Here is an 18,021-nt window from a genome sequence, read left to right as displayed (position 1 = left end):
TGTGGACGGTGAACTGATTATTCGGCCTGTAGAGCAGGCACTGTATTGGATCCTTGCGTTGGTGGCCCTGGGGCTTGAGCTCTGGGCTGTCATCGACTGCGCCAGGCACCGGGCCAACGCCTTCGAAGCCACCGGGAAGCGGACCAAGACCTTCTGGCTTGCGTTGACCGGGGGCGCCGCCCTCATCGGCGTCCTCTCGCTCCTGACGTCCGGCGGCGGCTTCCTCGGAACCTTCGGTCTTTTCGGCCTCGCCGCGGTGGTGGCAGCGTCCGTCTACCTGGCTGATGTCCGGCCAGCGGTCAAGGATGCGGGCCGCGGCGGCAGCCGCAACATGGGGCCTTACGGCCCTTGGTGACCAGTGCCCTGGGGACCAGGACCCTGGCGGCCAGGGGCCACCGCCTCCCAGCCCACCGTTAGCTCCCCGAGCCGCCACCTGGCGGGTCCGTCCTGGACCGGCCATCCGGCGTCGCGCAATGCCCTGCACATGCCCACCCAGCGCTGCCTGTTGCCGAACGCGGCGAGGGGCGCGCACTCAAGCCAGGCCCGGTCCATTGCCTGCAGGAACGCATGGACCGGTTCGCCGGGGACGTTCCGGTGGATGAGGGCCTTCGGAAGCCGCTCGGCAACCTCCGACGGCAAGTCGAAGCTGCCGAACCGCACCGAGATGCTCAGGGACAGCGGGCGCTGTGCATCAAGTGCCACCCACGCGACCCGGCGGCCGATCTCATCGCACGTGCCGTCGATGAACAGCGCGTCCGGGGCGAGCCGGTCCTGCACCAGCCGCCAGATGCCGGGAACATCCTGCTCCTCGTACTGGCGCAGGACGTTGAAGGCGCGGACCAGGGCCGGGCGCCCGGGGACGGGAAGTTCGAAGCCACCAACGTGGAAGGTCAGGCCCGGCCGCTGGAGGGGGAGCGCGGCCCGGACGCGCTCGGGCTCAATCTCGATCCCGCAGACCCGCACGTCCGGGCGGACAGCCGCGAGCCGTTCATAGAGTTCGACGGCGGTGGCCGGGGTGGCGCCGTAGCCGAGGTCCACGACGAGGGGTTCTTTGGCGGCCCGCAGCCGCCAGGCCTGCGGTCCGGTGAGCCAGCGGTCCACCCGCCGCATCCGGTTGGGGTTGGTGGTGCCGCGGGTCACGTTGCCCACCGGCCGGCCCTGCCGCGCGGCGGGCGTCCGGCCGGACAGTTGCGGGGAGTTGACCCGTTCAGCCTTTTGAACCACCGCCCAACCCTATCCCTGCCTGCCCGGCGGTGTCCTGTCCGGCGGGCCTTGTAACGCTGGGCAGGCGGCGACAGCGCTCGGCTAGGATGAAAATCATGACTTACAAGCTGATTCTGCTGCGCCACGGCCACAGCGAATGGAACGCCAAGAACCTGTTCACCGGCTGGGTGGACGTCGACCTGAACGACCAGGGCCGCGCGGAAGCAGCGCGCGGCGGTGAGCTGCTGGTGGAGAACAACGTCCTGCCGGACGTGCTCTACACCTCCCTGCTGAAGCGTGCCATCAACACGGCGAACATCGCCCTGGACAAGGCCGACCGTGGCTGGATCCCGGTCAAGCGCGACTGGCGCCTGAACGAACGCCACTACGGCGCGCTGCAGGGCAAGGACAAGGCCCAGACCCTGGCCGAATACGGCGAGGAACAGTTCATGGAATGGCGCCGCTCCTACGACACCCCGCCGCCGCCCCTGTCGGACGACTCCGAGTTCTCGCAGGCCCACGACCCCCGGTACGCCGGCCTCGGCGATGCGCTGCCGCGTACTGAGTGCCTGAAGGATGTCCTGGTGCGGCTCCTGCCTTACTGGGAATCGGACATCAAGGAAGACCTCAAGGCAGGCAAGACCGTCCTCGTCACGGCGCACGGCAACTCGCTGCGCGCCCTGGTCAAGCACCTGGACGGCATCAGCGACGAAGCGATCGCCGGCCTGAACATCCCCACGGGCATCCCGCTGGTCTACGACCTGGACGAGGACTTCAAGCCGGTCAAGCCGGGCGGCACCTACCTGGACCCGGAGGCCGCCGAGGAAGCCATCCTGGCCGTCGCCAACCAGGGCAAAAAATAAGGCATTAACGCGTACGACGGCGGGCTGGCCACCTTAGGTGACCAGCCCGCCGTCGTGCTTCCCGGTGTTCGGACCGGGCGTCAGCTGTGCTCGATGCCGTTCGGCTGCCAGGCACCCGTGACCAGGTACGTCACCTTCTGGGCGACGGAGACGCCATGGTCCGCAAAGCGTTCGAAGTAGCGGCTGGCCAGGGCCACGTCCACCGTCGTGGCGGGCGACTCGACCCACTCGGGGGCCGCGATGGCCTTGAAGACGCTCAGGTGCAGGTCGTTGATCGCCGTGTTCGCCTTCAGGATGTCCCGGGCCAGCTCAAGGTTCCGGGTCTCCAGCAGGACGGTGAGCTTCTCGGCGATCTCCTGGTCCAGCTCCGCCATCTTGTTAAAGGTCTCCGTCATGGATGCCGGAATGACGGTCGAAGGGTACCGAAGGCGCGCGAGCTGGGCGATGTGCCGGGCGAGGTCGCCCATCCGCTCAAGCGAGGCGCTCATCCGGAGGGAACCCACGATCATCCGCAGGTCACTGGCGACCGGACCCTGCAGGGCCAGGATGTCGATGGCCCGCTCATCCAGGCTGTTCTGCAGGAAGTCGATCCGCGCATCCGCCGCAATGACATCCTGGGCGAGGTCAACGTCCGCCACCTGGAACGAGGTGGTGGCCTTTTCCATCGCTTCGCTGACAAGCCGCGAAATCTCCACCAGCTGGTCACCGACCTGGGTGAGCTCTTCCTGAAAAACCTTACGCACGTCGGCGTCCTTTCCTTGTAACTCCCCCCGCCCGCACGAGGGCAGCAGGAATTGTGTCGCCAATGGGCGCTCCAACCAGCAACTTTGCCAGCACCCGGTAAACGATTATGCGCATGAAGGTGAACGTTAGTTGAACCGTTGGCTTGAAGGGGCCGGACGCGCCGGGCCACGGCCAGCAGGAGCATAAAGTGGAGCTGTGGATCCTATGCTCATCGGTCTGGTGGCCGGCCTTATCGGACTGGCGCTCGGCACGTTCGGCGTGCTCGCCTACCGGGTGAGCGAAAAGCAGCGCGAGCTGCTGGACGTCGACGCCGGGGAGCCCGCGCTGCCAGCGGGCGCAGCCGAGGTGCTGGCCGTCGTCGGACGCGCTTTCGTGGTGCTGGACGATGTGGACGGCGTGGTCCGTGCCAGCCCCGCAGCCTATGCCTACGGCCTGGTGCGCGGCCACACCGTGGTGCACAAGGAACTCCTGGACATGACCGCCGGGGTGCGCCGGGACGGCGTCATCCTTGAGCGGCAACTGGAGCTTCCACGCGGTCCGCTCGGGCACGGGACCATCATCGTGCAGGTCCGGGCAGCCATGCTGGGTGAGGAATACATCCTGCTCCTTGCCGACGACCGGACTGAGATCACGCGTACCGAGGAGATCCGCAACGACTTCGTTGCCAACGTCTCGCATGAACTGAAGACACCGGTAGGCGCTATCTCCCTGCTCGCGGAGGCGCTCGAATCCTCTGCCGACGACGAAGAGGCCGTCCGGCGCTTTGCCAAGCGCATGCACAAGGAATCGGCCCGCCTGGCCGCCCTGGTCCAGGACATCATCGAACTGTCCCGCCTGCAGGGGGCCAGCGTGATCCAGGAAGGCCGCCCGGTTGACATCAACGCGGTCATCGCCGAAGCCGTGGACCGCTCGCAGCTTCCGGCGGAAAGCAAGAACATCACCATCGTCGTGGGCGGCCGGACCGACGGGAAGGTCTTCGGGGACCAGGACCTCCTGGTCACGGCGCTGCGGAACCTCATCGACAACGCCATCCGCTATTCCGCTGCGAACACCCGGGTGGGGATCGGGGTGCGTTCCAAGGAAGGCCTGGTCTCCATCTCCGTGACCGACCAGGGGGAGGGGCTCAGCGCCGAGGACCAGGAACGGGTCTTTGAACGCTTTTACCGGGTGGATGCCGCGCGCTCCCGCCACACCGGGGGTACCGGCTTGGGCCTGAGCATCGTCAAGCACGTGGCATCAAACCACGGCGGCGAGGTCACGCTCTGGTCCCAGCCGGGCCAGGGCTCCACCTTCACCCTCCGCCTTCCCGAGATGGAAGAGCAGGAGGGCGGCGAAAAGGTTCCAGCTTCCCCGGTCCCGGCCCTGGCGACGGCCCGTGAAGCGGCCGCCCAGCAGAGTGTCGTCCAAGGATCCCGCGCCGCCGGCGCAAAAGAACGAGGAGCTAGCGCTTGAGCAGGATTTTGATTGTGGAGGACGAGGAGTCGTTCAGCGACCCCCTGTCCTACTTGCTGGGTAAAGAGGGGTTCGAGGTGGAGGTGGTGGACAACGGGCTCGACGCCATCACCGAATTCGACCGGAACGGTGCAGACCTGGTGTTGCTTGACCTGCAGCTTCCCGGGCTCTCCGGCACTGAGGTGTGCCGGCAGTTGCGGCAGCGTTCGAGCGTCCCCGTGATCATGCTGACCGCCAAGGACTCCGAGATCGACAAAGTGGTGGGCCTGGAGCTGGGCGCGGACGACTACGTGACCAAGCCCTACTCCTCCCGGGAACTGGTGGCCAGGGTCCGGGCAGTGCTGCGGCGGCAGGGGGAGCCGGAGGAACTGGTGTCGTCCACGGTGCAGGCGGGGCCGGTCCGGATGGACATTGAACGGCACGTGGTAAGCGTTGGCGGCGAGCAGGTGCTGCTGCCCCTGAAGGAGTTTGAGCTCCTGGAAATGCTCCTTCGGAATTCCGGCAGGGTGCTGACCCGGGGCCAGCTCATCGACCGGGTCTGGGGCTCGGATTACGTCGGCGACACCAAGACCCTGGACGTGCACGTGAAGCGGCTCCGCGGCAAGATTGAGCCCGACCCGTCCGCTCCCCGCTACCTGGTGACCGTCCGCGGCCTCGGGTACAAGTTCGAGCCGTAGGCGGCAGGCATAGCGAAAAGGCAGGCATAGCAAAAGGGAGGGACCGTACGGTCCCTCCCTTTTGCTATGCCTTTCCTGCCGTGCGCGCCTAGTGTCCGCCGGTGGTGGCGGATGCGCTGGGGCTTGCGGAAGAGCTGGCGGTCCCGGAAGGGGAAGCCGACGACGTCGGGCCAGCCGAGGTGCTGGGCGATGGGGTGCTGGACGCCGGCAGGTAGTCCTTGTACTCCGCCAAGGTGGCGTCCAGGACAGGGACCTTGACGGTGCTGGACACGTTCGTGCCGTTTTCGCTGATCTTGACGTCCACCAGCGAACCAGGCTTGCCGCCGCTGGTGCTCAGGATCGCTTCGTCAGAGTTTTCGTTCAGCAGGGTGTAGGAGTTGGCCTTCACCGGAACTTCAGTCTGGGAGCCCTTGGCACCGTTGACCGTGAGCTTCACGTCCTTCGAGGAGGAGTTGTAGACGGCGCCGATCAGGCGGCCCGGCTTGTCTTCGCCCGCGGAGACAATGAGCATGTTGCGCAGCTGCAGCGGGCCGAGGTCCGCGCGGATGCCGTCAGAGGCGGAGTACTGGTGGCTGGTCTGCTGGGGCGTGATGTAACCGCAGCCTGCGGTCAGCAGGCTGACGCCAAGGGCGGCAGCCGTCAGTGCCAGTTTGCCGCGCTGGGCCCGGTTCATCGCAGTGGAACGCACGTCACGTACTCCTCGAGAATTTTGAAGTCTTTTTCAGCCATAGCCTATCCGCAAACAGGGGCAAACAATGATTCGGCACTGTCACATCGGCAGTGGGAACGCTCACGCGATGCACTATTATCCCGATCCGTCAAGGGGGTTGAGGGGGTCGATTGGGCCGTTTTTCCGCGTATTTCTGCGGTTGGGAGCCCTTTCTCCGGCCGGTCATATGCCTGAATCGTGATAAACTGGTCTGCGGGAAAGGGGAAATGTCCACATGGTATTTGAGGTCGGCGAGACAGTAGTTTACCCTCACCACGGTGCCGCGAAGATCGAAGAGATCAAGATGCGCACCATCAAGGGCGAAGAGAAAATGTATCTCAAGCTCAAGGTGGCTCAGGGTGATCTGACCATTGAAGTTCCAGCAGAAAACGTTGACCTTGTTGGGGTCCGGGACGTAGTGGGCAAGGATGGCTTGGAGCACGTGTTTGATGTGCTTCGTGCCGAGTTCACCGAAGAGCCCACCAACTGGTCGCGCAGGTACAAGGCGAATCTGGAGAAGCTTGCTTCCGGTGATGTCATCAAGGTGGCAGAGGTCGTCCGCGACCTGTGGCGCCGTGATCACGACCGGGGCCTTTCCGCAGGCGAGAAGCGAATGCTGGCCAAGGCCCGCCAGATTCTGATTTCAGAACTGGCGCTGGCTGAAAAGACCGACGAGGAGAAGGCTGCAAGCGTTCTCGACGAGGTCCTGGCTTCCTAAGAATTAAGCCCCGGCGGCACCCAAGTGCCACCGGGGCTTCTTTTTGCCCTAAAACTTTGCCGCCCCGAAACCCCGGGCGTCTTCGGCACTCACCGCAAGCGGCGCCGTCGTAGGCTAGTCCGCATGAGTGAAACACCATCCCGCCTGGTCACCGCCGTCGTCGTGGTTGCCGCAGGTTCGGGGCAACGGCTTGGCTACGGCATGCCCAAGGCGGCGGTGCCGCTGGGAAGCGAGACGATCCTGATGCATGCTTTGCGGGGCATTGTCGCCTCCGAAGTCGCTACCCAGGTCTGTGTTGCCCTGCCCGCAGGGGATGAGGGCCTGCGCAAGTTGTGCGAGGAGTTCCGGGCGGAACTTGCCGACGGCGGCCCCCTGGTAACCGTCGTCGACGGCGGGGCAACCAGGGCAGACTCCGTCCGGGCCGGCATCGCGGCGCTGATGGACGGCATCGAGGCGGTCCTGGTCCATGACGCCGCCCGTGCACTTGCCCCTGAGTCCGTATTCCACCGGGTGGCTGACGCGTTGGCCTCCGGCGCGGCTGCCGTCATTCCCGCCCTGCCGGTTGTGGACACGATCAAGACGGTGGCAGCAACGACGGGGAGCGACGCCGCACTCGCCCCCGAGCTGGTGACCGGGACGGTGGCGCGTGGGGAACTGCGGACGGTCCAGACCCCGCAAGGCTTCCGGCTGGATACGCTGCTGGCGGCGCACCGGGCCGCGCAGGACCTGGACGGGCAGGAATCGACGGCCGTCACGGACGACGCCATGCTGGTTGAGATGCTGGGGACGCCGGTCCACGTGGTCCGCGGCTCCACGCAGTCCTTGAAGATCACCACGCCCCTTGACCTGATCTTCGCCGAGGGGCTGCTGGAAGGGCCACTCGGAGCCCGCTGGGTGGAGGGCTAGTCATGGACGCACAGCAGCCGGTCCTCCCGCGTACCGGCGTGGGCATCGACGTCCACGCGTACACCCCCGAGGACCTGCCCCGGCCCCTGTGGCTGGGCGGCCTCCTGTGGCCCGGTGAACGCGGCCTCGCCGGGCATTCGGACGGCGACGCCGTGGCTCACGCAGCTGCCGATGCCCTGTTTTCCGCCGCTGGTGTGGGCGACCTTGGCACCCATTTCGGTACTGACCGGCCCGAATTCGCCGGCGCCTCCGGAGCCACGCTCCTCGCGGAAGCCGCCAGGATCGTCAGGGCGGCCGGCTTCGAGATCGGCAATGTGGCGGTCCAGTTCGTCGCCAACCGGCCCAAGTTTGGGCCTCGCCGGGAAGAATCGCAGAGGGTCCTCAGCGAGGCGGCCGGCGCGCAGGTGAGTGTCACGGCGACCACCAGTGACGGGCTGGGCTTCACTGGCCGTGGCGAAGGCGTCTCCGCGGTGGCCACCGCCCTGGTCTACCCGCGGCACCGGCAAGGCATCGGCTAATCTGGAGCGGTGACCCTGCGCTTCTATGACACTGCCTCCGCCGAAGTCCGGAACTTCGTCCCCCTGGTCGAGGGCAAGGCCAGCCTCTACTACTGCGGGGCCACGGTGCAGGGCATGCCGCATGTGGGCCACATCCGCTCCGCCATCGCCTTCGACCAGCTGACCCGTTGGCTGCAGTACCGCGGGCTGCGCGTAACCGTGGTCCGGAACGTCACGGATATCGACGACAAGATCCTCGCCAAATCCGAGGCGTCCTTCGCGTCGGACTTCAGCCCCGAGCCGGGTGAGGTGCCGCGCGAGGAATGGTGGGCGCTGGCTTACCGCTACGAGCAGGAATTCCTGAAGGCATACGACACCCTGGGCGTTTCCCGTCCCACCTACGAGCCCAGGGCCACCGGGCACATCCCGGAAATGCACGCCCTGATCCAGCAGTTGATCGACCGCGGGCACGCCTACCCGGCACTGGACGACTCCGGCGACGTGTACTTCGACGTCCGTTCCTGGAGCAAGTACGGCGCACTGACCCGGCAGAACATCGAGGACATGCAGGCCGCTCCGGACGCCGACCCCCGGGGGAAGAAGGACCCGCGCGACTTCGCCCTCTGGAAGGGGTCCAAAGCAGGGGAACCTGCCACGGCCAGCTGGGCATCCCCCTGGGGAGCGGGCCGTCCGGGCTGGCACCTTGAATGCTCCGCGATGGTCACCAAGTACCTCGGCACCGAATTCGACATCCACGGCGGCGGCCTGGACCTGCGCTTCCCGCACCACGAAAACGAGATGGCACAGTCCCAGGCGGCAGGGCACCCGTTCGCCAACTTCTGGATGCACAACGGCATGGTGACCTACGAGGGCGAGAAGATGTCGAAATCCATCGGCAACACCATCAGCCCCGCAGAGATGCTGGAGCTGGCTTCGCCCCGCGTGGTGCGCTACTACCTCGGCCAGGCGCATTACCGCTCCGTGCTGGACTACCGGCCCACTTCCCTCCAGGAAGCCGCGGCCGCCGTCGAGCGCATCGACGGGTTCCTGGCCAAGACCGTGGCGCGCTTCGGCGGCGGGTCCGGGGTCGTCGCCGGGAACTACGGACCGTCCAGCGGGAGCATGCAGGCGTTCGAGGAAGCGATGGACGACGACCTGAACGTCCCGCGTGCCCTGGCGGCACTGCACGAAACCGTCCGGGCCGGAAACACAGCGCTGGCTGACGGCGACGATGAGGCCGCACGGAATGCGATGCATGCCGCCACTGCCATGACGGATGTCCTGGGCCTCAACGCCGTCGCAGGCACGGCAGCGGCGGATACCCGCGAGGCCGAGGCCCTCAGCGTCCTCGTGGAGGCGCAGCTGGCCGCCCGCGCCCAGGCGCGGGCGGACAAGGACTGGGCCGCGTCCGATGCCATCCGCGACACCCTCAAGCAGGCCGGGATCGTTGTCGAAGACGGCCCGGACGGTGCCACCTGGAACCTGCGCCGCGACTGAACGCACCCGGGCAGCGGCCGGATCCAGACGCCTTAACCAGTCGATTTTTTCCTGGTCAGTAGACTGGTAGGCAGAGTCAGTCAGCACAATCAAGGGTGGAACATCATGGCCAACAATGGTCGCCGATCGGTTAAAGCGAAGAAGGGCCCAACCATCGGAACCGGGGGCCACGGGCGCAAGGCCCTCGAGGGCAAGGGGCCCACGCCCAAGGCAGAGGACCGCGTCTACCACAAGGCCCACAAAGCCAGGCAGCTGGCTGAACGCTCGGCCGCCAAGCGCAACGCCGGTGCCCGCAGCGCCGGGGCCGGCAAGTCCGGCCCGAAGGGACGCGCCACCGAGGAAGTCGTCACCGGCCGCAACTCCGTGGTGGAGGCACTGCGCGCCGGCATCCCCGCGAAGGCGCTGCACGTGGCCATCCGCATCGAAATGGACGACCGCGTCAAGGAGTCCCTGAAGATCGCCGCCGAACGCGGCATCCCGCTGCTGGAGACCGGCAAACCCGAGCTGGACCGGATGACCGACGACGCCGTGCACCAGGGCCTGGTTCTGCAGATCCCGCCCTACGACTATGCGGACGCCTACGAGCTGGCCGAAGAGACAGTGGACAAGTGGAAGAAGGGGCACGTTGCCAACGCGCCGCTCTTCGTCGCGCTTGACGGCATCACGGATCCCCGGAACCTTGGCGCGATCATCCGCTCCGTCTCCGCCTTCAGCGGCCACGGGGTCATCGTTCCCGAGCGCCGCTCCGTTGGCGTCACCGCCTCGGCCTGGAAGACCAGCGCCGGTGCCGCGGTCCGCGTCCCGGTGGCGCGCGCGGCCAACCTGAACAACGCCCTCAAGCAGTTCAAGGGCATGGGGATCTTCGTGCTGGGGCTCGACGGCGACGGCGACGTTTCACTGCCGGACCTCACCCTGGCGAAGGAACCGGTGTGCATAGTGGTGGGTTCGGAAGGCAAGGGGCTCAGCCGCCTGGTCCGGGAGAACTGCGACCAGATCGTCTCGATCCCGATCGACTCCGCGATGGAATCACTCAACGCTTCCATGGCCGTGGGCATCTCGCTGTACGAGGTTTCCCGGCAGCGCGCCGCAAAGTAGCCCGACTCCCACATAAATTCCACACACCACCCGGCGCCGCAGGGGCGTCCGGGCTGGCCAGATGCCGCTGGCGGCTACTATTTAGGTGATGGTCATGCCGCTTTTCGACACCACGTCCGCCATGGAGGCCTCCACGGCTGTTCCACTTGGCGTGAGCGTTCCGCGCACTGACTCCGGCGGCACCCGCCACCACGCCGGAGGCCGTGCGAACGTGGCCTGCTTCGCCCCCGCGGTTTCCAGCCTGGAGGTCGTGTATTGCCCGCCGGGCGGTAAGTGGCGGGTCCAGGCCCTTCCCAACACCACCGGGGGCGTGCACCACGGCATCGTGGAGGACCTGCCGTACGGTTCGCGCTACGGCTTCCGTCCGGCGCGGGACGGGCAGTCCCTGCCGCTGGCAATACCCGCCGTGGATGTGGAGGGGCCCGGCAACCAGCCCCTGCTGCTGGACCCGTATTGCCACGGCATCGACCAGCGCGACGGCGTCGTCACCAGCGTCCGCACGGCCACCGACTTCGACTGGGGTACTGACGATCGCCTGCGCCTGCCATGGCGCAACACGATCATCTACGAAGCCCATGTCCGCGGACAAAGCATGCTCCATCCGGATGTTCCGGAAGAGCTGCGTGGAACCTACGCGGGGCTGGCACACCCCGCCGTCGTCGAGCACCTCACCAGCCTGGGCGTCACGTCCGTCCAACTCCTGCCGGTTCACTTCCATATCGACGAGCCGCACCTGCAGGACCTCGGGCTCACCAACTACTGGGGCTACAACACTGCTGCGTTCTTTGCCCCGCACCCCGCCTACGCCACCCGGGCCGCCCAGGAAGTGGGCCCCCAGGCAGTCCAGGACGAGTTCAAGGCCATGGTGAAGTCGCTCCACGCGGCCGGGCTGGAGGTCATCCTCGACGTCGTCTACAACCACACTGCCGAAGGCGGTGCCGACGGGCAGGTCCTCAGCTTCCGCGGGCTCGGCGAGGACACGTACTACCGGATGGACAGCCATGGCAGGTATGTGGACACCACCGGCTGCGGCAACAGCCTGGATTTCAGCGAACAGCGCGTGGTCCAGATGGTGGTCGATTCACTGCGCTACTGGGTGGACGAGTACCACATCGATGGTTTCCGGTTCGACCTCGCCGTCACGCTCTGCCGGAACGCGGAGAACGAATTCGACCCGAAGCACCCCTTCCTCACTGCTGTTGCCGCCGACCCCGTCCTGTCCGACACCAAACTGATCGCCGAGCCATGGGACATTGGCTACGGAGGCTGGCAGACCGGGCGGTTCCCCATCGGCTGGGTGGATTGGAACGACCACTTCCGGGACGCCGTCCGTACCTTCTGGCTGGCCGACCAGGCTTCACTGGCGTCCGGAGGTCATGGCGGCACGATGGCCAGGCTTGCCGATTCCCTGTCCGGCTCCGCCGCCCTCTTCCAGCCATCCGGCCGCTCGCGCCTGGCCTCGGTCAACCTGGTGACCGCCCATGACGGCTTCACCATGAACGACCTCGTGTCCTATGACCGGAAGCACAACGAAGCCAACGGTGAAGAGAACCGCGATGGCCACGGCGACAACCGCAGCTACAACCACGGGGTGGAGGGGCCCACGGAGAACGGCGCAATTTTGGCCAGGCGCGCCCAGTCCCGCCGCAACCTGATGGCGTCGCTGATGGTCTCGCTCGGTGTCCCCATGATCACGGCCGGGGACGAACTGGCAAGGACGCAGCAGGGAAACAACAACGCCTACTGCCAGGACAACGCCATCACCTGGCTGGACTGGACGCTGACCCCGGAGGCGCACGAGATGCTGCGCAGCACAAAGCGGTACATCCGGCTGCGCAAGGAGTTCCTTGCGGCGCAGCCACGGGACTTTCCGGTACGGGACGAACAGTCCTACCTCCACTGGTTCGACCAGGACGGGCACCCGATGTCCGCCGACCGCTGGAACGATCCCCATCACCGGGTGATGCAGCTCCTGCTCGGATCCGGGAACGGCGACCTGGCGGGCCTGGTGGTGGTGAACGGCGGCGCCTCGGACGTGCAGGTCACCCTGCCCCGCGCGGTCCAGGGTTCCTCCCCCCGCACCTACGAGCTTCGGTTGACCACGTCGCCGCTGCATAAGCTGCGCCAGGGGACCGAGGTGCTGTCCGGGGAAAAGGATCTCGTGGAAGCCCAGTCCATCAGCATCTACCGGACCTAGGCCGGCCTGCCAGTGCATAACCGCTCCGTCCGCACCCTCTTGCTGGCTGCCCTGGTGGTGGCAGCCCTGCTCGCCTTCGGCGGGACCGGCCTGGGGACCAGCCTCCTTGACCAATTCGGCCAAGGGCAGGCGGGGCAAGGACAACAGAGCCAGGGCACGACGCCGGGCGCCACTTCCAGCCCGGTCCGCGCCGCCAACCCGTCCAGCCTGCCGGAAATCCGGGAATCGGACCTGCCGGCGGAGGGACGGAAGGTCCTGGCCCTGATCCGGTCCGGCGGCCCCTTTGCCTACAGCCAGGACGACCAGGCCTTCGGCAACTTCGAACGGGTCCTGCCGCAGCGGAACAAGGGGTACTACCGCGAATACACGGTTCCCACGCCGGGCGAATCCGACCGGGGTGCCCGCCGCATCGTGGCCGGCGGGGACGGGGAAAAGTACTACACGGCAGACCACTACGAAACGTTCAAGTACATAGCGGAAGGCAGCTAGCACAACCATGAAGATTTTCTCCGGCGATACCTGGACCCTGGAAGAGTTGCAGGAACAGGTGGCCGACGCCGGCCGGCGCAGCCTCGTGGTCCCGCCCGCCGACAGCAAGCGGGCCGTCCTGGAAACCTTCGGCGAGGTCCTCAGCTTCCCGGAGCACTACGGGGTGAACCTGGATGCCCTGAACGATTCACTCCACGACTTCGCGGACAGCATCACCGACAACGGCAACCCTCCCGTCACCGTGCTGTGGCAGGTGGCTGCTCCGTTCCGCGCCGACAGGTCGTTCGGCATCATCTGCGAAATCCTGCAGGACGCCGAGCGCTACGCCGGCAAGGACCTGGCCGTGACCGCCGTCCTGCTGTAGGAGCGCGTCCGGCTGAAGGCCACGGGGGAGGAGTCAGGCCTGCTTGCGCTCCTCCTGCGAAGCGTAGGTGTCCAGCAACGCGGCGGCCCGGCCGCCGTCGTCCTCCGCTGCCAGGCCCTTGCGCATGCTCTCCGCCTTCTCCCGGCCCGCGGGAAACGGCGGAAGCAGCGGCACCTCGGGGTCGGTCAGCACCTCGATCACCACGGGACTGTCCGCGGCGAAGGCCTCCTCCCAGGCAGCGCCGATGTCCTCCGGATCTTCCACGCGGATGCCGCGGAGCCCCAGCAGGTCCGCATAGCCGGCAAAGGGAAAATCGGGAAGCTGCTGGCTGTCGGCGAACCGCGGTTCGCCCTCGGACTCGCGCTGCTCCCACGTGACCTCGGTCAGCTCACGGTTGTTGAAGACGCACACCACGAACCGCGGATCCTGCCACTGCTGCCAGCGGTGCGCCACGGTCACCAGTTCGGCCAGGCCGGACATCTGCATGGCACCGTCCCCGGCCAAGGCCACCAGCGGCAGGTCGGGCCTGGCCAGCTTGGCGGCGAGGCCGTACGGGATGGCGCATCCCATGCTGGCCAGCGTCCCGGACAGGTGCACGGGCACGCCGGGCGGCAAGATCAGTTGCCGGGCATACCAGTACACGCAGCTGCCGACGTCGATACTCACCTGGGCGTCCGCCGGGAGCCGGCCGTTGAGCTCGCGGACCACCCGTTCCGGGTTGACGGGGCTGGCAGGAACAGCGGCGCGGTCGGCGGCGAGGATGCGCCAGCGGCTGACCTGTTCCTCCACGTCGGAGCGCCATTGGCTGCGCGGACGGTGTTCGAGCCTGCTGTTCAAGGCTTCCAGGGCGGAGCCGGCGTCCCCGGCCAGGCCCACTTCCACCGGGTAGCGGTTGCCGATCTTTTTCTCGTCGATGTCGATCTGCACGGCGCGGGCCGCGCCGGGCGGCGGATAAAACTCGGTCCAGGGGTCGTTGGAGCCCACGATGAGCAGGGCATCGCAGTTGCCCAGGAGGTGCGCACTTGCGGTGGTGCCCAGGTGGCCCATCGTGCCGACGGCAAACGGCAGGTTCTCATCGACATAGGGCTTGCCCAGCAGGCTGGTGGCAATCCCGGCCTGGAGTTTCTCCGCCACTGCAACGACTTCCTGTCCGGCCCGGCGCGCTCCCTGTCCCACCAGGAGGGCAACACGCTCTGCCGAGTTCAGGAGCGCAGCGGCGGCGTCCAGGTCCTCGTCCCGCGGCGTCTTGGCCGCGGCACTCCAGGACGGTGCCGTCACCGCGATCCCGTGCTGCTGCTCCAGCCCGGGTGCGGGTGCTGACTGTATGTCGTGGGGGACGATCACCACGCAGGGCGACGAGGTGGCCTTCGCAGTCCTGAAGGCACGGTCCAGAACCATGGGAACCTGCTCGGGCGCGCTGACCAGCTGCACGAACTGCGACGCCACGTCCTTGAACAGGGCGGGAAGGTCGATCTCCTGCATGTAGGCGGACCCCAGCACGGTGCGGCTCTGCTGGCCCACGATCGCCACCACCGGAACGCCGTCCAGCTTGGCGTCATAGAGCCCGTTGAGCAGGTGCACGGCGCCAGGACCCTGGGTGGACGTCACCACGCCCACGCCACCGGTGTACTTCGCGTGGCCAACCGCCATGAACGCCGCGGTTTCCTCGTGCCGGGCCTGGACGAACTCAACCTGCCCTTCGGTGCTGCCCTCAGTCCTGCGGAGCGCACCCATGAAGCCGTTGATGCCGTCACCGCTGTATCCGAAGACGCGGTTCACTCCCCAGGTCCTGAGCCGCTCCACGATGGCGTCGGCCACGGTACGTTCGGTCATGGTGTCCTCCTGCGTCGGGGTTGGGGCCCTGCCTGCAGGAGCCTTACCCACCGGAGCGGCGCCTAAGCGTTGACGATCAGTCCGAGCTCGGCCTTGGAAGCCAGGGCGTCGTGCCGCGGGAGGACCCGGACGGTGTAGCCGAAAGGCCCGGAACGGTCGATCACCAGGGAACCGCTGAACAGGTGGCGGCCGCTGCCCAAATGTTCCTGGACCTTCAGCTCCATCATGGTGATGTCGGCGAGGGTGTCATTCTCCTCAGCCTTCCCGTATGCCACTTCCACGCAGACGTCCTCCGGGGTCAGCGCATTGAGGGCCACGTATGCGTTGACCTGGAGGGTGTCACCGATTTGCGGGTCCTCGGACACGCCCACCGAATCCACGTGTTCCACATGGATCTGGGGCCAGGCGGCACGCACCTTCGCGGACCACGCGGCCAGGGCCCGCGCCTGCGCGTAGGAGTTCGCGGTGGCACTGCGTCCCGCCTCGGCCGCGGGGCGGTAGAGGATGTTCACGTAGTCGCGGAGCATGCGTTCGGCGGAGACTGCGGGGCCGAGGTGGGACAGGGTGTGCTTGATCATGGACACCCAGTGCGTGGGGACCTTCTCGCTCCTGGTGGTCGACGGGCCGGCCGCGCCTGCCGCCTCGGACACGGTGCTTCCGTAGAAGCGCGGCGCCACCTGCGTTTCGAGCAGCTCGTACAGCGCCGCCGCCTCGATGTCGTCCCGCTCCTCGGGGGACGCGTCGTTGTTGGCGGTGGGGATCGCCCAGCCGTTCTCGCCGTCGTACATCTCATCCCACCAGCCGTCCAGGACGGAGAGGTTCAGCGAACCGTTCAGCGCCGCCTTCATGCCGGACGTGCCGCAGGCCTCCAGCGGCCGCAGCGGGTTGTTCAGCCAGACGTCGCAGCCGGGGAACAGCGTCCTGGCCATGGCGATGTCGTAGTTTGGCAGGAACGCGATCCGGTGGCGGACCTCGGGGTCGTCCGTGAACCGCACCAGCTCCTGGATCATCTTCTTCCCGGCGTCGTCCGCAGGGTGCGACTTTCCGGCGATGACCAGCTGGATGGGGTGGTCCTTGTGCAGGAGCAGCGCTTTCAGCCGCGCCGGCTCGCGCAGCATCAGGGTGAGCCGCTTGTAGGTGGGCACCCGGCGGGCAAACCCGATGGTCAGGACGTCCGGGTCCAGGACGCTGTCTGTCCAGCCGAGCTCGGCATCGGCGGCGCCGCGCTTCTTCCACGCTGCCCGGAGCCTGCGCCGGACATCCTCCACCAGCGCTGCCCGCATCTCCCGTCGCAGCGCCCACACGTCGGCGTCGCTGACGTTGTAGGCGAGGTCCCATTTACCCAGCGCTTCCGCTTCGCTGCCGAACTGGTCCCGGGCGAGCTTGGAGATGCGGCTGTCCACCCAGGTGGGCACGTGCACGCCGTTGGTCACCGAGGTGATGGGCACCTCGGAATGGTCAAAGCCCGGCCACAGGGCGGAGAACATGCTGCGGGACACCTCGCCGTGGAGCTTGGCAACGCCGTTGGCACGCTGGGCCAGCCGCAGGCCCATCACGGCCATGTTGAAGACTGACGGGTTGCCGTCCGCATAGTTCTCCCGGCCCAGTTCCAGGATCCGGTCCACCGGCACGTCCGGCGCCAGGCCGGCCTGGAAGAAGTGGCTGATCTGGGCGATCTCGAACCTGTCGATGCCCGCCGGCACCGGGGTGTGCGTGGTGAACACAGTGGAGGCCCGCCCGGCGGCGAGGGCTTCGTCGAAGGTCAGCGGCTGCTCCCCGGACATGAGTTCCTGGATGCGCTCGATCCCCAGGAAACCGGCGTGCCCCTCATTGGTGTGGAACACCTCCGGGGCGGCGCAGCCAGTCAGTTTCTGGAAGGCGCGCAGGGCCTTCACGCCGCCCATGCCCAGCAGCAGCTCCTGCTGGAGCCGGTGGTCCCCGCCGCCACCGTAGAGCCGGTCGGTAATGCTGCGGGCGGCGTCATCGTTGCCCGGAACGTTGGAGTCAAGGAGGAGCAGGGGGACACGCCCGACGTCGGCACGCCAGATGTGTGCCAGAAGCCGCCTGCCGTTGGGCAGGGGGAGCGAGATCTGCAGCGCCTTGCCGTTGCCGTCGGGGGAGGGCTCGCGGAGCAGGGTGAGGGGCAGCCCGTCAGGGTCCAGGACAGGATAGGTCTCCTGCTGCCAGGCGTCCCGGGAGAGGGACTGCTTGAAGTAGCCGGCCTGGTACAGCAGGCCCACGCCGATCAGCGGCACGCCCAGGTCCGAAGCGGCCTTCAGGTGGTCGCCGGCCAGGATGCCCAGGCCGCCGGAGTACTGGGGGAGGACTTCGGTGATGCCGAACTCGGGGGAGAAATAGGCAATGGAGGCCGGCGCGTCGGGACCCAGCCCTTGGTACCAGCGCGGCTCGTCGAGGTACCGGTCAAGGTCCTGTTCCGCCGCCCGTACCCGGTCCACCACCGACTGGTCCGCCGCAAGCTGCTGGAACTCCTCACGGCTGACCATGCCCAGGAAACCGATGGGGTCCTGCCCGCTTTCCTCCCAGAGGCGCGGGTTCAGTCCGGCGAACAGCTCGCGGGTGGGGCGGTGCCAGGACCACCGCAAATTGCTGGCCAGCCGGGCAAGCGGCCGAATGGGCTCAGGGAGGACTGTACGGACCGTAAACCTGCGGATTGCCTTCACCTGCGTCACACTAACCGACAACCTGCCTGCCGGGAACCAGCATTGGGTTTCTTTTGGGTAAATGACCGGGGCATGAAGAAAATGGCGGGCGGCACG

17 protein-coding genes are annotated in these 18,021 nt (G+C 67.1%); 12 read left to right on the top strand and 5 right to left on the bottom strand.

The window, feature by feature from the left end:
- Position 1 precedes the first annotated feature (1 nt).
- Positions 2–355 (top strand): DUF2516 family protein, encoded by a 354-nt coding sequence (locus tag AC2JAJ_RS04015; RefSeq protein ID WP_221385572.1) that lies wholly within the window; start codon positions 2–4, stop codon positions 353–355.
- Here AC2JAJ_RS04015 and AC2JAJ_RS04010 read toward each other — a convergent pair.
- On the bottom strand, positions 340–1,224 hold the full coding sequence (locus AC2JAJ_RS04010) for a class I SAM-dependent methyltransferase (protein ID WP_486414194.1): 885 nt from the start codon (positions 1,222–1,224) through the stop codon (positions 340–342). The two genes, AC2JAJ_RS04015 and AC2JAJ_RS04010, sit on opposite strands and share 16 nt — an antisense overlap.
- A 95-nt stretch (positions 1,225–1,319) precedes the next feature.
- Between AC2JAJ_RS04010 and AC2JAJ_RS04005 the strand changes: the two genes are divergently transcribed.
- Complete coding sequence (locus tag AC2JAJ_RS04005; protein WP_221385574.1) at positions 1,320–2,066, top strand: phosphoglyceromutase; 747 nt, start codon at positions 1,320–1,322, stop codon at positions 2,064–2,066.
- Between the two features lie 80 nt (positions 2,067–2,146).
- Here the strand turns inward: AC2JAJ_RS04005 and phoU are convergent, their stop codons facing one another.
- A complete protein-coding gene (gene phoU, locus AC2JAJ_RS04000; protein ID WP_221385575.1) occupies positions 2,147–2,809 on the bottom strand; it encodes a phosphate signaling complex protein PhoU in 663 nt (220 codons plus the stop codon).
- A gap of 205 nt (positions 2,810–3,014) precedes the next feature.
- On the opposite strand from phoU, the gene AC2JAJ_RS03995 reads away from it, so the two are divergent.
- Both AC2JAJ_RS03995 and AC2JAJ_RS03990 read left to right on the top strand, forming a co-directional pair.
- The gene (locus AC2JAJ_RS03995; RefSeq protein ID WP_486416746.1) at positions 3,015–4,262 is read left to right on the top strand and encodes a sensor histidine kinase; all 1,248 of its coding nucleotides are present in this window, start codon (positions 3,015–3,017) and stop codon (positions 4,260–4,262) included.
- Positions 4,259–4,939 carry a response regulator gene (locus AC2JAJ_RS03990; protein ID WP_221385576.1) on the top strand — a complete coding sequence of 227 codons (681 nt, stop codon included), beginning with the start codon at positions 4,259–4,261 and terminating at the stop codon, positions 4,937–4,939. The genes AC2JAJ_RS03995 and AC2JAJ_RS03990 overlap by 4 nt, the downstream gene beginning before the upstream one ends.
- Before the next feature lie 88 nt (positions 4,940–5,027).
- On the opposite strand, the gene AC2JAJ_RS03985 is transcribed toward AC2JAJ_RS03990, so the two are convergent.
- Entirely contained in the window at positions 5,028–5,612 is a 585-nt protein-coding gene (locus AC2JAJ_RS03985) for a hypothetical protein (protein ID WP_221385623.1), read from the bottom strand.
- Between the two features lie 271 nt (positions 5,613–5,883).
- Here AC2JAJ_RS03985 and AC2JAJ_RS03980 point away from each other — a divergent pair, with 271 nt between their 5' ends.
- From AC2JAJ_RS03980 to AC2JAJ_RS03945, 8 genes are all read left to right on the top strand, one after another.
- Positions 5,884–6,366 (top strand): CarD family transcriptional regulator, encoded by a 483-nt coding sequence (locus AC2JAJ_RS03980; protein WP_009357288.1) that lies wholly within the window; start codon positions 5,884–5,886, stop codon positions 6,364–6,366.
- A gap of 123 nt (positions 6,367–6,489) precedes the next feature.
- Positions 6,490–7,272, top strand: coding sequence for a 2-C-methyl-D-erythritol 4-phosphate cytidylyltransferase (gene ispD / locus AC2JAJ_RS03975; protein WP_501053370.1), 783 nt, complete (start codon positions 6,490–6,492; stop codon positions 7,270–7,272).
- A gap of 2 nt (positions 7,273–7,274) precedes the next feature.
- Positions 7,275–7,790: a 2-C-methyl-D-erythritol 2,4-cyclodiphosphate synthase gene (ispF, locus tag AC2JAJ_RS03970; RefSeq protein WP_486414195.1), complete on the top strand. Its 516-nt coding sequence runs from the start codon at positions 7,275–7,277 to the stop codon at positions 7,788–7,790.
- Positions 7,791–7,799: 9 nt separating this feature from the next.
- Positions 7,800–9,266 carry a cysteine--tRNA ligase gene (gene cysS, locus AC2JAJ_RS03965; protein ID WP_473695295.1) on the top strand — a complete coding sequence of 489 codons (1,467 nt, stop codon included), beginning with the start codon at positions 7,800–7,802 and terminating at the stop codon, positions 9,264–9,266.
- Between the two features lie 105 nt (positions 9,267–9,371).
- Positions 9,372–10,361: a 23S rRNA (guanosine(2251)-2'-O)-methyltransferase RlmB gene (rlmB, locus tag AC2JAJ_RS03960; RefSeq protein WP_486414196.1), complete on the top strand. Its 990-nt coding sequence runs from the start codon at positions 9,372–9,374 to the stop codon at positions 10,359–10,361.
- An 88-nt stretch (positions 10,362–10,449) separates the two neighbouring features.
- Positions 10,450–12,558: a glycogen debranching protein GlgX gene (gene glgX / locus AC2JAJ_RS03955; RefSeq protein ID WP_473695297.1), complete on the top strand. Its 2,109-nt coding sequence runs from the start codon at positions 10,450–10,452 to the stop codon at positions 12,556–12,558.
- 12 nt (positions 12,559–12,570) lie between these two features.
- Positions 12,571–13,047: a guanyl-specific ribonuclease gene (locus AC2JAJ_RS03950; protein ID WP_486414197.1), complete on the top strand. Its 477-nt coding sequence runs from the start codon at positions 12,571–12,573 to the stop codon at positions 13,045–13,047.
- A gap of 7 nt (positions 13,048–13,054) precedes the next feature.
- Positions 13,055–13,411: a barstar family protein gene (locus tag AC2JAJ_RS03945; protein WP_221385583.1), complete on the top strand. Its 357-nt coding sequence runs from the start codon at positions 13,055–13,057 to the stop codon at positions 13,409–13,411.
- A 33-nt stretch (positions 13,412–13,444) separates the two neighbouring features.
- On the opposite strand, the gene AC2JAJ_RS03940 is transcribed toward AC2JAJ_RS03945, so the two are convergent.
- Both AC2JAJ_RS03940 and glgP read right to left on the bottom strand, forming a co-directional pair.
- Positions 13,445–15,244 carry a thiamine pyrophosphate-requiring protein gene (locus AC2JAJ_RS03940; protein WP_486414198.1) on the bottom strand — a complete coding sequence of 600 codons (1,800 nt, stop codon included), beginning with the start codon at positions 15,242–15,244 and terminating at the stop codon, positions 13,445–13,447.
- A 62-nt stretch (positions 15,245–15,306) separates the two neighbouring features.
- Positions 15,307–17,925, bottom strand: coding sequence for an alpha-glucan family phosphorylase (glgP, locus tag AC2JAJ_RS03935; protein ID WP_221385585.1), 2,619 nt, complete (start codon positions 17,923–17,925; stop codon positions 15,307–15,309).
- Positions 17,926–18,021 lie beyond the last annotated feature (96 nt).

The sequence above is a fragment of the Arthrobacter sp. MOO21 genome, assembly GCF_057369995.2.
The sequence above is the reverse complement of the archived record's forward strand: the minus strand, read 5'-3'. Positions and strand labels throughout refer to the sequence as shown.

Bases quoted from the DNA above. Each gene is read 5' to 3' on its own strand.
- AC2JAJ_RS04005 (WP_221385574.1), top strand. From the start codon at position 1,320: ATGACTTACAAGCTGATTCTGCTGCGCCACGGCCACAGCGAATGGAAC.
- AC2JAJ_RS03995 (WP_486416746.1), top strand. From the start codon at position 3,015: ATGCTCATCGGTCTGGTGGCCGGCCTTATCGGACTGGCGCTCGGCACG.
- AC2JAJ_RS03985 (WP_221385623.1), bottom strand. From the start codon at position 5,612: ATGAACCGGGCCCAGCGCGGCAAACTGGCACTGACGGCTGCCGCCCTT.
- AC2JAJ_RS03980 (WP_009357288.1), top strand. From the start codon at position 5,884: ATGGTATTTGAGGTCGGCGAGACAGTAGTTTACCCTCACCACGGTGCC.
- ispD (WP_501053370.1), top strand. From the start codon at position 6,490: ATGAGTGAAACACCATCCCGCCTGGTCACCGCCGTCGTCGTGGTTGCC.
- ispF (WP_486414195.1), top strand. From the start codon at position 7,275: ATGGACGCACAGCAGCCGGTCCTCCCGCGTACCGGCGTGGGCATCGAC.
- rlmB (WP_486414196.1), top strand. From the start codon at position 9,372: ATGGCCAACAATGGTCGCCGATCGGTTAAAGCGAAGAAGGGCCCAACC.
- glgX (WP_473695297.1), top strand. From the start codon at position 10,450: ATGGTCATGCCGCTTTTCGACACCACGTCCGCCATGGAGGCCTCCACG.
- AC2JAJ_RS03945 (WP_221385583.1), top strand. From the start codon at position 13,055: ATGAAGATTTTCTCCGGCGATACCTGGACCCTGGAAGAGTTGCAGGAA.
- AC2JAJ_RS03940 (WP_486414198.1), bottom strand. From the start codon at position 15,244: ATGACCGAACGTACCGTGGCCGACGCCATCGTGGAGCGGCTCAGGACC.